Consider the following 12,899-nt stretch of genomic DNA (forward strand, 5'->3'; position numbering starts at 1 on the left):
CAAAAGCGTCCCGTTTCCCGCTAGCATTGGGATGTGCTTGATCTGAACGAGTTGGATCAGGCGTTCAGAGAAATGCTGTAGCCGTGACCAAGAACAGCCTGAAAGGGGCCGCGGGCTGCGGGAACCCCGGCGTTCGCAAGAGCGAAGCTCTTGCGCAGCCCATCAGAAATCGAAGATTTCCGAGGACGACGTAGGCACTGGAACGAACGGAGTGAGTGAAGCGCGCAACGGGCCGCGGAACCGCAGCCTGCGGGGGGCTTTGTGGCTGTTCACGAGATCGGCATCACCTGTCATCGTCTCGTATTCAGAAGCCGATCCTGGACCCGAAAGCGATACACCCGTCCGCACCTAACGGCCGTCGATGAGCCTCCAGTCGGGCGACTGGCGCGAGGGGATCGACGAGGTGGACGCGGCCCTCGTCGACGGGTACCAGAGCGGCTTCCCGGTCACGGAGCGGCCCTTCGAGGCCGTCGGGGCGGAACTGGGCGTCGACGCCGAGGAGGCGCTCGCCCGGGTGGCGGACCTCCTCGACGAGGGCGTCTTCCGCCGGTTCGGCCCCGTACTGAACCCGCCGGTGATCGGGTCGTCGGCGCTGGCCGCGGTCCAGGCGCCCGCGGACCGGTTCGACGCCGTCGCCGAGACGATCAACGGCTACGACCAGGTCAACCACAACTACGCGCGGGACCACGAGTGGAACATGTGGTTCGTCGTGACGGCGGCGAGCCGGGAGATCCGCGACCGCATCCTGGACGAGATCGAGGAGCGGACGGGGTGTACGGTGCTGCGCCTGCCGATGCTGACGGACTACTACATCGACCTGGAGTTCCCCGTGGTCAATAGCGACGCGCTGGCACGGGAGAGCGTGGGCAGCGGCGGATCGGGCGGCGACGACGTGAGGGCCGGCCCGGACGCGGTCGGCGAGGGGAGCGTGTCGGCGACGCGGATCAGCGAGGACGCCGCCGCGGACCTGTCCGACCTGGAGCGGCGACTGCTCGTTGCGATCCAGGAGGGGTTCCCGACGTCGGCGACGCCGTACCGGGACGTCGCCGAGACCGTCGGCGCTCCGGTCGCGGACGTCCTGACGTCGATCGAGCGGCTGCTGGAGCGGGGCTGTATCAAGCGCGTCGGCTTCGTCGTCAACCACGTCCGGACGGGCTTCGACAGCAACTGCATGGTCGTCTGGGACGTCCCGGACGACGAACTGGACGAGCGGGGTCGGGCGGTCGGGGGGCTGCCGTACGTGACGCTGTGCTACCACCGCCCGCGTCGGCCGGCCCGTGACTGGCCGTACAACCTCTTCACGATGGTCCACGGCCGGGAGGCGTCGGCCGTCGACGCGTCGATCGACCGGCTGGCCGACGAGCACCTCCCCTTCGAGCACGAGCGGCTCTACTCGACGGAGACGCTCAAGCAGACCGGGGCACGGTACGCGGACCTGGTCGGTCGATAGGCGGCCGGTATCACGGGGCAAACTGCCCAGAACCCTTTTGCGTTAGTTCGTTCTTAGTGGCAGCCACCCACATGAGTCCCAGCGAGCTCGCGACGGTGTTGGTCGTCGACGACGAGCCGGACGTGGCCGACGCCTATGCCGCGCAGCTCCGCGGCGAGTACGACGTCTTGACGGCCCACAGCGGCGAGGCCGGCCTGGCGAAGCTGGATCCGGACGTGGACGTGGTGCTGCTCGCCCGGCGGATGCCAGACGTCCGGGGCGCCGACGTCCTCGAGGAGATCCGCGACCGGCAGCTGGACGCGCGCGTGGCCATGGTGACCGCCGTCGACCCCGACTTCGAGATCATCGACATGGCGTTCGACGACTACGTCGTCAAGCCGGTCTCCCGATCGGATCTGGTCGACACTATCGAGCGGCTGCTGAACTGCGCCGCCTACGAGGAGCGGTTCCGCGAGTTCTACGCGCTGGCGTCGAAACACGCGGCGCTGTCGGCCAACAAGCCGACTGCGGAGCTGCGCTCCAGCGAGGAGTTCCGGGAACTGGAGGACCGGCTCGCCCGCCTGCGCTCGGAACTGGACGACATCGCGGACCAGTTCGACGGCGAGGACTACGCGGCCGTGTTCCGCGAGGTCGAGGGCCGTGCGCTGTCGCCGCTGGACGAATAGACGCGGCGAACTGGGGCTCGCTGACTGTATTTTCGAAAGCACTAACGGTAATTCGTCCCTAGCCGGGTGCAATGAGTCAGCAACTTCCGGACGTACAGGCCTCGAGTCCTGACGTCACCGTCGGTCTGAACCGGGTGGGCGTCACGGGCGTCGAGAAACTCGTCAAGATCGGCCGCGGGGACCAGCGGCCGATCGTCCTGATGGCGGAGTTCGAGGTCTTCGTCGACCTGCCCTCCTGGCGCAAGGGGGCGGACATGAGCCGCAACATGGAGGTCATCGACGAGACCCTGGAGGCGGCCGTCAGCCAGGAGGTCGAGGGCATCGAGGACGTCTGTGGGGAAGCCGCCGAGCGACTGCTGGAGAAGCACGACTACACGACGCAGGCCGAGGTGCGCATGGAGGCCGAGTACGTCACGCGCGAGGAGACGCCCGAGTCCGGGCGTCCCACGCAGTCCACTGCGGACATCGTCGCGTCGGCGACGGCCGACGAGGACGGCACGCGCGAGGAGATCGGCGCCCGCGTCACCGGCATGACCGTCTGTCCCTGTTCGCAGGGGATGTCCGCCGCCCGGGCTCGCGACGCGCTGCGCGGCCTCGGCGTCGAGGACGAGACGATCGACGCCTTCCTCGAGGAGGTCCCCCAGCCCGGCCACTCCCAGCGGGGCCACGCCACGCTCACCATCGAGAGCCAGGGCGCACCCGACGTCGACCTCGACGACGTCATCGAGGTCGCCCGGGACGCCATGAGCGCCCGGATCTACAACCTCGCCAAGCGGCCCGACGAGGACCACATGACCTACGAGTCCCACAAGAACGCCAAGTTCGTCGAGGACTGCGTCCGCTCGATGGCCGAGGGCGTCGTCGACCGATTCCCGCACCTGCCGGACGACGCCGTCGTCACCATGAAGCAGTCCAACGACGAGTCCATCCACCAGCACAACGCCCACGCCGAGCGCGTCGCCGAGTTCGAGACGCTGAAGCGGGAAGTCGGTGGGGAGTAGCGCGGCGCTCACTGCGCTCGCGCCGCGCTACGATCGAACGGGAGCGTGCGCACGGAGCGACACGCGAGATAGCGAGGGTCCGAGCGGGGCGAAGGCTCTCGGCGAAGTCGAGCGGGAGCGGTCTGCGGTATTCTCCTCCGTTCCGCTCGAAACCGGCGCTACCGTTTAATACCGCATATTACCGCCAGCTGGCATCAGACGGCACTTAATACCATCGAGCCCCCTACTCCCCCGTCAGCGCGTCTTCGAGGCCCGCGGGCGAGTCCGCCGCGCCCTCGCGGTCGCCGTCGACGAGCAGTTCGGCCCCCTCGCAGTCGGCGTCGGGGACGACCGTCGTCTCGTGGTCGGCCAGCCGCAGGGCCGCCCGGTGGAGGTCGCTGCCGGCCGGTTCGCCGACGCGGAGGACGTGCGGTTCGAGGACGCGGGCGGCCGCGGTCGCGTAGCCGGCCACCTCGACGCCCATGCGGTCGGACGCGCCGGCGAAGGAGGCCACGGCGTCGCGGGCCGCCTCGCGGTAGCGGTCAGCGCCGGTCAGCGCGGCCAGGTCCAGCAGCGCGTCGGCCATCTCGACGGTGGTGTCCAGCGGGTACTGCGTCCGGTCGCAGAGCCCGGGGCCATCCGCGGGGCCGTCCGTGAACGCGCCGCTGTCCTCCTGGAGGTGCTCGATCGTCCAGTCCGCGATCGCCTCGGCCGACTCGCCGTCTCCCAGCACCTGCCAGCTCGTGGTCAGCCCCTGGAGGACGCGGGCCTGGTCGAGCAGGAAGCCCGACGGGCCCGTCTCCTCGCCGTCGACGTAGTGGGTGACGACGCCGTCGTCGATCAGGTGCTCGCGCAGGTGGTCGCGGGCCCGCTCGGCGTACCGGCTCGCCCGCTCGTCGTCGGTGTAGGCCGCGTAGGTGGCGAGCGCGTCCACGGCCAGCCCGTTCCGGTCGGCCAGCACCGTCTCGTCGACGTGGGGCGGCTCCGTGGTCTCCCGCTCCGTTGCCTCCATGCGGTAGTAGTCGTCGTCGCCCGCCTGGCTGGCTGCGAAGGCCTCGCCCGTCCAGAGGGTCGTGGTGAGATACTCCAGCGCCTCCTCGGCGACCTCCCGGTAGGTCTCCTCGCCGGTGTAGCGGTACCCGTGGGCGAACGCTCGCATGACGGCGGCGTTCTCGTCGAGCAGCTTCTCGCGTCGCGCGTCGCTCCAGTCCCGTCCCGTCGCGTACCGGAAGAACCCGCCGCCGTAGGTGTCCCGCAGGTGCGTCCGGATCGCCTCCAGTGTCCGCGTCGCCTGGTCGCGGGCCCGCACCAGCGCGAACTCCACGGTCCGCGGCAGCGGGAACTTCACGTCCGACCCCCAGCCGCCGTACTCCTCGTCGTAGGCCGCCAGCAGCTGCTCGATCATCTCCTCCTCGATCCGCGTGGTGACCTCCCCGCCCGGCGGCGCCGCCGTCTGCAGCGCCCGCGGGACCGACCCCGCCGCCTCGCCCTTGCCGTCCCACGACTCCCGGACGCTGTCGAGGATGCCCCGGAACCCCGCCGGCCCGAGGTACGTCGCCCCCGAGAGCACCTCGCCCGACGGCGTCAGGAAGACGGTTGAGGGGAACCCGCCCATGTTGTACCGCTCGCGCACGCGCGGGCGACGGTCGGCGTCCACTCGCACCGGCACGAACCCGTCGTTAACGTTCGCCGCGATGCGGGGCTCCCCGTACGTCTTCCGGTCCATCTCCCGGCACTCCGGGCTCCACCGGACCGTCAGCGCCAGCAGGACCGGCTTGCCCTCGGCCTGCGCCCGCTCGAAGGCCTCCGGTCCCCACTCGCGCCACTCGACTTTCGTGTCCGCCGCGAACTCATCCATACCCCAGCTTCGGGCACCGCGTGAAAGTATCTTCCACTCCTCGCTTCGACTGTCCACGGCGTTGCCAGAACTATTGACGTGAACGATCGGGACATACGCACTGCCATGCCAATCACTATTCGCAGGCGCGTTCAGAGGACCAACCGTCCCTGGCCTCGAAAGGCGTTTGTGGCGGGGACTGTAATTCCGAGTATGCTTCGCGTCATCGCGGTGTTGTTGCTGATACCGCTGCTGGATGCGATCCTGCTGGCGGTGCTGGCCGCGCAGTACCTCCCGGTGGCCGTGGTGGTGCTGCTCGTGGTGCTCACGGCGCTGCTGGGGATGCTGCTGGTGCGGGCCGAGGGCCGGCACACCCTCCGGCGGATACAGGAGAAACTGGCGACCGGTCAGGTGCCCACCGACGAGCTGGTCGACGGCGGGTTCCTGATCGCCGCGGGCGCGTTCTTCCTGACGCCCGGGCTGGTGACGGACTTCGTGGGCCTGCTGCTGGCGCTGCCGCTGACCCGCTACCCCATCCGCAAGGCCGCGATGCGGTGGGTCATCGAGCCCTACGTCGACGCCCGGACCGAGGGCTTCGCCTCCGGGAACGTCTACATCGGCGGCTTCCCCGGCGACGGCGGCCCCGGCGCCGGCCCGAGCCCCGGTTCCGGCACGGGCGGCAGCGGCGGCCAGGGCAGCCCGCCCGGCTTCGACCACGACAACGCCACTGACATCGACTTCGAGGAGCGCGACGACGAGTGATCCGGTCGCCCTGTGGTGGTAAGACGCCCCACTCCGTCCGCGAAGAGTAACGCTTAACAGTACGCCTCGGATACGACCATATGCGCTCACCTGGGCCAATAGCTCAATCAGGTTGAGCGCTCGGCTGATAACCGGGAGGTTCGCGGTTCAAATCCGCGTTGGCCCACGTTTCTGGGTCTCACTAATTCGGTAGCGGCTTCTTTCGTATCGGTTTTGTGTGGCAGAGCGGTCTGCGTGAGCAGACGCTACGCGTATTCCCGCCGACCGGTCGCGTTGGCCTCGATGAAGTCCCAGTCGTACTCGACGCCGAGACCGGGACCGTCGGGCACTGGGACGGTGCCGTCGTCGTCGATCGCGTCGATCTCGTCGCGATAGTCGCCGGCGTAGACGGGCGGCGTGGTGTTGGGCGCGTCGGGGTGGACCAGCGCCATCTCGTAGTAGTTGGCGTTCCGCGCCGCGGCCATGCAGTGGCGCTTCGCCGGGCCCGGAGCGTGGAACTCGACGTCCAGCCCGAAGCCCTCGGCGACGCGGGCGATCTTCATCGCGCCGGTGATGCCGGCGTCGTAGTCGGGGTCGGCGCGGACGAAGTCCGTCGCCTCGCTGGCGACGAAGTCCGTGTGCGGTTCCAGCCCGCGGACGTGCTCGGTCTGGAGGAGCGGCGTCTCGACGCACTCGCCCAGCCGTCGGTGGCCGTGCTGGGAGATGCCGCCGTCGCGGTAGGGATCCTCGAGCCAGAGGTAGCCGTACTCGTCGCAGGCGCGCCCCACCTGTAGCGCGTTGGCCCACGTCTCCAGGTTACAGGCGGGGTCGACCATCAGGTCCATCTCGTCGCCGACGCGCTCGCCGACGGCGCGGACCGTCTCCGCCAGCAGGTCGGCGTCGCGCCAGTCGCCGTCCCAGCCGTGGACCTTGTAGGCGGGGTACCCCATCGCCAGGCACTCCTCGGCGAAGTCGGCGTAGGCTTCGGGGGAGTCCAGCCCGCCGCTCCTGTCGCCCTGGTACGTCGAAGCGTAGGCGGGCAGGCGCTCGCGGTGGGTGCCCAGTAGCTCGTGAATCGGCGCGTCGTACTTCCGGCCCGCGTAGTCCCACAGCGCGACGTCGAGCGGTCCCATTCCCATCCGGTCGTACTTCCGCAGGGCGCGCTTGATCTCCGACCAGTGCTGCTCCCGCTTGAGCGGGTCCTTCCCGATCAGGTAGTCGGCGACCATGTTGATCTGCGCCGCGCCCGGCGAGTTGTTCCCGACGTACCGCCCGACGAGTCCGTCGCTGGTCTCGATCCGGAACGCGAACAGCTTCCGCTCCATCCCGTTGCCCGGGTCGTAGATGATGTCGAACCCGCCCGGCGGCGTCCCGACGTCCGGCAACTCGTAACTGAACTCGATCGACTCGATTCTCTCGATGGTCGGTGACATACGACGGGGGACAGCAGGAGGGCGGAAACGTCTGTCGGACATTACCGATGATCGTTGGTAGTGGCTGGGAACGAGGAGAGAAACGGTATTTATAGGTCTCTGCGCGGCGTGGTTCGACGGCTAATCGACTGTGCCAAAACAACGGAAAAAGGAATGACGCTATCTATCAGACGCCTTCGGAATCACTCGGGACCTCGAAGGTGGTGAGAGTCGAACTGGATCCACCACTTTCTGCCGTCCACGTGATACGGATTACGTCGCCTTCTCGGAAGTTATCAGTGCTATCGGGCGTGGCTTCGTAGGTATCTCCAGCAGAGATAGAACTAGCGGACCATCCTCCAGAATTGTCTGTTATTGTTACTGCGTCAGAAGTAACGTCAATCTTTTCTTTGTCAATCGAATCTCCGCTGGCATGCGTGATAGTGACTACACCCTGATCTCCATTGCCCGACGGATTGTACTCGAACTCGAAGCTTGCCGTCGGCGTCGATTGCTGTGCCTGATCCCCCAGGTTGAGAACGAACGAGGCGATGACCGCGGCCAGGATGACCGTGATCGCGACCATCAGGATGACGCCGATGACCGGCGACACCGCGTCGTCCCGCTCGAAGAGTTCCTTGATTCGCATACGGATCTATCCGGGATACTGTTAGTATTAAAGACGTGCTATTGTTCGGTCGTTGAGTGTAATCCAGTATTCACTTGAAAACGGCCGCGGACAGGCAGAGCGGATGCGCCCGTCGGCAGCGCACCGTGGGCGAATAACTGTAATTACAGTTACCATCGGTGGCGATTTCCGACGGCAGCAGACTGGGACCGGTCGATTATCACGCTGCGTTACTGCTGGTCTCGGCGTTCAAGCACTGGTTGAGTGTTTGGTATCGGCTCGAAGCTGTTCGGAAATTGAGGCTACAGCAATGGTCGGGTGGAACGACGTCCCGTCGACCGCCGGGTGGGTTCCGGGGCCGCGGACGTCGGTTTTACCTGCACCTGGCGCGGAGTGCGTGCGAGTATACGCCGGACTCAGGCGTCGGACGGTCGGCGGAGAGCGCGGCGATAGCCGGCGAGTGCACCGATCGGCCCGGCCGCACGCGGAGGGCGCGCTGTTCGCCGTCGGCTACGTACGCGGGCTGGGACGCGCTGGACGGCCCGTCTCGAACCGAGAAGAACGGTCAGCAGTTACAGCGGCCTGCGCCGAGCTGGCCGCCCGGCTCGTCGACCCGACGGCCGCGTTCGAGGGGCGCGCTCAGAACCCGTACTCGTCGGATTCGCCCTGATCGCGGGCGGCGGGGTCCTGCTGCTCCTCGACGTTGTCGAACAGGTCCTCGCCGGGCTCCTCGGTCGCCTCCTCCGTGGGGCCGTACGCGGAGATGCCCATCGAGAGGAGGTCCTCGACGGCCTGTTCGCGGTTGACGAAGTCGCCGCTCTCGACGAGCCGGTCGATCTCCGAGTCGATGCGGTCCGGGAGGTCCACCTGTGTCTTCGGCATGTCTTGGAGTCCGTCAGTTAGCCACGTGAACGTTTCGCTCCCCATCCCCTTCTCCGCGGTCGTGGTTCGTGTGGCTACAGGCGGACCGTCGAACGCGTCGGGGTTCTCCGGCTGTTCGCAATCGCAGCCGTTCCACTGAAGCGCTGGTTGTTCGCCGTTCTCGACGAAACAGAGCCGTTCTCACGTCGGATCAGGAGCCGGCGACGCCCCAGGAGACGCGGTCCCAGAGGCGCTCGTAGCTGTAGTAGGTGACCGTCTTGACGACGTTGGCGGCGAGGCCGATCTCCAGCGCGTCGCCGGCGCTGCCGGTCACCGCGAGCGCGACGGCGACCGTGATCGCTACCATCACGAGCCGGTAGAGCAGCGTCTTGACGACGGCGCGGCGGCGCCGCTGGATGGCCTGTCGGTCCAGTAGCCCGGACGGCAAGACCATGTGGACGACTCGCCGGCGCTCGACTTCAGTTGGGCGGTCGTTCCCACAGACCGAAAACGGCCTGACCGCGGTCGGCCGGTCGGATCACCCTATCAGTTCCGCCTCGAGGTAGTCGAATTGCTGTTCGATCTCCTTCCGGCGCTGTCGCTTCACGATGGTCGCGTCCAGCACCGTGCCGACGACGGGGAGGTCGACGGCCTCGAAGGTCGTCGTCGCCGTCACGGTCGCGCCGTCGCCGGTCGCCTCGACGCGGTAGTCCGTCCGCATCGACTCGAAGATGCCGTCCCGCTGCTCGTAAGCGAGGACGGCGTCGGCGTCGTCGACGACGCCGAGGACCAGTTCCACCTCGAACAGACCGACCGTGTTCTCGAGCGTCACACGGTCGCCGTCGACCCTGACCGCGTCGAACCCCCCGGCGCGCATGAACGGCTCGACGTCCGCCATCAGGTCCCGGACCGCGTCCGGATCGGTGTCGAGCGTGCGCGTCACTGTCACTCGCTCCATGGTCTGAGACGCGACGGCCCGGAGGCTTAAGCTTTCGCGGAAAGCGGTTCGGCCCGGGGCGATAGCGCCCGCTATCGAAGGACAATACCCAAGCCGCTCCGGACGTAACCGAACGTGTTCGGGACAATGCACGCGCACCCGACGCGAATATATTCGCAAACATGCCCAGAGCAGAACTCACGCTGACGCTTCCGGAGGACGTCTGGATCGGCGAGCTGTCGCGGCAGTACCCCGGCGCGGAGTTCCGGGTGCTGGCCGCGGTGCCGGACGAGGAGGGCGGCGTGGGCCTGACGGAGGTCACGGCTGATCAGCTGGCAGACGTGCTCGGCGAGATGCGGGACCTGGCGGCGGTCTCCTCGCTGGAACTGCTCGGCCAGTGGGAGGAGACGGCGCTGGTCCAGTTCGAGACCGTGCGGCCGCTGCTGCTCCTCGCAGTCCAGGGGTCGGGCGTCCCGCTGGAGATGCCGTTCTCCCTGACCGACGGGGAGGCCCGGTGGGAGATCACCGCGCCCCAGGAGCGGCTCTCGGATCTGGGCGAGCAGCTCGACGAGTTCGGCATCCCCTTCCGCGTTGAGCGGGTGACCCAGCACGTCGAGACCGAGCAGTTGCTCACGGAGAGCCAGCTCGAACTCGTCCAGGCGGCCGTCGAGCACGGCTACTACGACACGCCCCGGGACTGCTCGCTGACCGACCTCGCCGACGAGGTCGGCATCGCCAAGTCGACCTGCAGCGAGACGCTCCACCGCGCCGAGGAGAAGGTCGTCAAGCGGTTCGTCGGGGACCTGGCCTGACCAGTTATAGTAGAAATTGAAACTATTTACACGTCGAGGGACACCTCGGGTACCCCTCGAGTGTGTCAGTGCGTTCAATTTCTACTGTAGTCGCCGTCGCCCGTCAGCGCCGCCAGCAGGTAGGCCGCCAGCCCCTTGTCCAGCGGATCGTTGGCGTTGCCGCAGTGAGGCGACTGGACGCAGGCCGGACAGCCGTCCCGGCAGTCGCACGACCGAAGCATGGACAGCGTCGTCGTCATGAGGTCGTCGATCCCCTCGAACCCGCTGCGGGCCAGTCCGACGCCGCCGGGATAGCCGTCGTAGACGAAGACGGTCGGCTTGCCAGTGTGGGGGTGGACCGGCGTCGACAGGCCGCCGACGTCTCGCCGATCGCAGAGGTACTCGAAGGGGAACATGGAGATCATGGCGTGCTCCGCGGCGTGGATGCCGCCTGGGAGATCGCCGGCGTCATCGGGCGATTCGGGCGCTGACGTCGCTTCGCCCTCGCCCGCCTCCCCGCCGCCGTCCGCGGCGGCGACAGCCTCGCCCCGGCCGAGCATGGCCCGCTCGACGTCGCCGGGGACGGTGAAGTACAGCGCCTTCGTCTCCAGCGTCGTCTCGGGCAGGTCCAGCGAGCGCTGGCCGATGGTCTCGCCGCTGGTGGCGTCCTTCCGTTCGTAGCCGGTGATCTGCTTGCGCATGGTCACCTCGGCGAAGCGGACGGGCACGTCCTCGCGGGCGGAAAGCCGGTCCTCGCGCAGGTCCGCTTCGACGGTGATGTCCTTGTCGTGGAGAGTCCGCGTGAAGTAGTCCGCCCACGTGCGGTCCAGTTCGGCGACGTTCCGGTCGAGGTTCAGGTCGACCACCTCGTACGTCGTCCCCTGGTGGTGGTAGATGGCACCGGGGTGGGCGTCCCGCAGCGCGTCGCCGAACGGCAGGCGCGCGACGACGTCGCCGCCGTGCATCAGCCGCACCTCGCGGTCGTCGACGGTCCGCAAGCTGGTGTCGTGCTGGGGACTGCCGTCGCCGGCGTAGGTCCAGCGGACGCCCGCGTCAGTCGTCCGACGCTGCAGGTCGCCCGCGCTCTCCAGGCCGGCGACGAGGTCCGGGAACCGGTCCCCGAAGTGGCGGTCGTCGTCGGGTTTCAGCCACGTCTCCCGGGCCGCCGAGCAGACGTGGGACGGCATGAGCTGGTCGTTCTCCGGGTTCGTGACGGCCTGTTCGGGCGGGTGGTCGAACAGCCGCCCGGGGTTGCGCGCGACGTACTGGTCGAGCTGGTCCTCGCCGGGGACCAGCACTACGAGCGCCGGGTCGGTGCCGCGGCCCGCGCGCCCGGCCTGCTGGAACGTCTGCATCCGCGTACCGGGGTAGCCGTCCAGGATCACCGCGTCCAGCCCGCCGACGTCGACGCCCAGTTCGAGCGCGTTCGTGCTCCAGACGCCGCGCAGGTCGCCGGACTTGAGCCGGTCCTCCAGGTCCCGCCGGCGCTCGTCGGTGAGCGCGGCCTGGTAGGCCCCGACCGAGCGGGAGAGGTCGTGCTCGCCCCGGTCCCGTAGCTCGTCGGCGCACTCGCTTGCGTACCGCTCGGCCACCTGGCGCGAGCCCGCGAACACGACGGTCTGGAGGCCCCGCTGGACGAGGTCGACGAACAGCTGCTTGCTCTCGACGTGGGGCGAGCGCCTGCGCCCGCTGTCGCCCCACCCGTCGCCGCCCGCGCTGCCGTCGTCGTACGTCGGCGGGTTCCACAGCAGCCAGTTTCGCGGGCCGCTGGCGCTCGCGTCCTCGTCCACGAGGGCGAAGGCGTCCTCGGGTCGCCCCGTCACCGCCGCCGCGTGCTCGACGGGGTTGCCGATGGTCGCCGAACAGCAGACCCATTCCGGGCCGGCGTCTGTGCCGTTTCCTCCGCGGGCGTCCTCCTGAAACCGCTCGACGACGCGCTGGAGCCGCCGCATCACGAGGGAGACGTGGCTGCCGAACACGCCGCGGTACTCGTGGACCTCGTCGATCACCACGGTCTCCAGCCGCTGGAAGAACCAGTCCCACAGCCGGTGGGCGTGGGGCAGGATCCCGTAGTGGAGCATGTCCGGCGTCGTCAGCAGGACCGTCGGCTGGCGCTCCCGGATGGCCTCCTTCTCCGACTTGGACTGGCGACCGGTGTACTGGTCGACGGTCACGCCCGAGGCGAACCCGAGGTCCGCCGCGAGGTCCGACAGCGTCTCCGTCTGGTCGTTGATCAGCGCGACCTGTGGGGCGACGTACAGCGTCGTCGCTCGCCTGTCCATCGCCCGCTCGAAGGCGGGTACCGTGTACGCGAGGCTCTTCCCGCTGGCCGTCTCCGTCGCGAGGACGACGTTGTCTCCCCCGCGGACGGCCTCGACGGCCTCGGCCTGGTGGGCGTAGAAGTCCTTGATGCCCCGGTCCGCCAGCGCGTCGGCGAGTCGCCCCTCGACCTCGCAGTCGGCCGGCGTCGCCTCCCGCCCCGGGATCGTCAGCCGGTCCTCGATCTGGCCCTCGTAGTAGGGCCGGCCCCGGAGCCACTCGATGGTCTCGTCCACGGCCGGCGTTGGACGCGAGCGGTCCTAACGGTTGCGCCCGCC

12 protein-coding genes and 1 tRNA gene are annotated in these 12,899 nt (G+C 68.4%); 6 read left to right on the forward strand and 7 right to left on the reverse strand.

All coding sequences use genetic code 11. From position 1 onward, the window contains the following. Positions 1-361 precede the first annotated feature (361 nt). The 3 genes from ahbB (at position 362) to mptA (ending at position 3,116) form a co-directional block, all read left to right on the forward strand. Positions 362-1,450: a siroheme decarboxylase subunit beta gene (gene ahbB, locus LCY71_RS05885; RefSeq protein WP_225335430.1), complete on the forward strand. Its 1,089-nt coding sequence runs from the start codon at positions 362-364 to the stop codon at positions 1,448-1,450. A gap of 71 nt (positions 1,451-1,521) precedes the next feature. Next, positions 1,522-2,115: a HalX domain-containing protein gene (locus LCY71_RS05890; protein ID WP_225335431.1), complete on the forward strand. Its 594-nt coding sequence runs from the start codon at positions 1,522-1,524 to the stop codon at positions 2,113-2,115. A 71-nt stretch (positions 2,116-2,186) separates the two neighbouring features. Continuing rightward, entirely contained in the window at positions 2,187-3,116 is a 930-nt protein-coding gene (gene mptA / locus LCY71_RS05895; protein ID WP_225335432.1) for a GTP cyclohydrolase MptA, read from the forward strand. Between the two features lie 223 nt (positions 3,117-3,339). Here the strand turns inward: mptA and LCY71_RS05900 are convergent, their stop codons facing one another. After that, entirely contained in the window at positions 3,340-4,953 is a 1,614-nt protein-coding gene (locus LCY71_RS05900) for a DUF255 domain-containing protein (RefSeq protein WP_225335433.1), read from the reverse strand. Positions 4,954-5,145: 192 nt separating this feature from the next. On the opposite strand from LCY71_RS05900, the gene LCY71_RS05905 reads away from it, so the two are divergent. Next, a complete protein-coding gene (locus tag LCY71_RS05905) occupies positions 5,146-5,694 on the forward strand; it encodes an FxsA family protein (RefSeq protein ID WP_225335434.1) in 549 nt (182 codons plus the stop codon). A gap of 92 nt (positions 5,695-5,786) precedes the next feature. Further along, a tRNA-Ile gene (locus tag LCY71_RS05910) sits at positions 5,787-5,860 on the forward strand. Between the two features lie 79 nt (positions 5,861-5,939). Here the strand turns inward: LCY71_RS05910 and LCY71_RS05915 are convergent. The 5 genes from LCY71_RS05915 to LCY71_RS05935 form a co-directional block, all read right to left on the reverse strand. Continuing rightward, on the reverse strand, positions 5,940-7,106 hold the full coding sequence (locus LCY71_RS05915) for an enolase C-terminal domain-like protein (protein ID WP_225335435.1): 1,167 nt from the start codon (positions 7,104-7,106) through the stop codon (positions 5,940-5,942). 166 nt (positions 7,107-7,272) lie between these two features. Next, positions 7,273-7,734 (reverse strand): type IV pilin domain-containing protein, encoded by a 462-nt coding sequence (locus LCY71_RS05920; protein ID WP_225335436.1) that lies wholly within the window; start codon positions 7,732-7,734, stop codon positions 7,273-7,275. A 618-nt stretch (positions 7,735-8,352) separates the two neighbouring features. Beyond that, positions 8,353-8,595, reverse strand: a complete 243-nt coding sequence (locus LCY71_RS05925; RefSeq protein WP_225335437.1) for a ribbon-helix-helix domain-containing protein — start codon at positions 8,593-8,595, stop codon at positions 8,353-8,355. A 190-nt stretch (positions 8,596-8,785) separates the two neighbouring features. Next, positions 8,786-9,028, reverse strand: coding sequence for a DUF2061 domain-containing protein (locus LCY71_RS05930; protein ID WP_225335438.1), 243 nt, complete (start codon positions 9,026-9,028; stop codon positions 8,786-8,788). An 84-nt stretch (positions 9,029-9,112) separates the two neighbouring features. Then, positions 9,113-9,532: an SRPBCC family protein gene (locus tag LCY71_RS05935; RefSeq protein WP_225335439.1), complete on the reverse strand. Its 420-nt coding sequence runs from the start codon at positions 9,530-9,532 to the stop codon at positions 9,113-9,115. A gap of 161 nt (positions 9,533-9,693) precedes the next feature. Between LCY71_RS05935 and LCY71_RS05940 the strand changes: the two genes are divergently transcribed. Continuing rightward, positions 9,694-10,323: a helix-turn-helix domain-containing protein gene (locus LCY71_RS05940; protein WP_225335440.1), complete on the forward strand. Its 630-nt coding sequence runs from the start codon at positions 9,694-9,696 to the stop codon at positions 10,321-10,323. A gap of 74 nt (positions 10,324-10,397) precedes the next feature. Here the strand turns inward: LCY71_RS05940 and LCY71_RS05945 are convergent, their stop codons facing one another. Next, complete coding sequence (locus tag LCY71_RS05945; protein ID WP_225335441.1) at positions 10,398-12,857, reverse strand: DEAD/DEAH box helicase; 2,460 nt, start codon at positions 12,855-12,857, stop codon at positions 10,398-10,400. Positions 12,858-12,899: the final 42 nt, after the last annotated feature.

Origin of the sequence: Halomicrobium urmianum, assembly GCF_020217425.1 — an archaeon.
Classification (GTDB): Archaea; Halobacteriota; Halobacteria; order Halobacteriales; family Haloarculaceae; genus Halomicrobium; species Halomicrobium urmianum.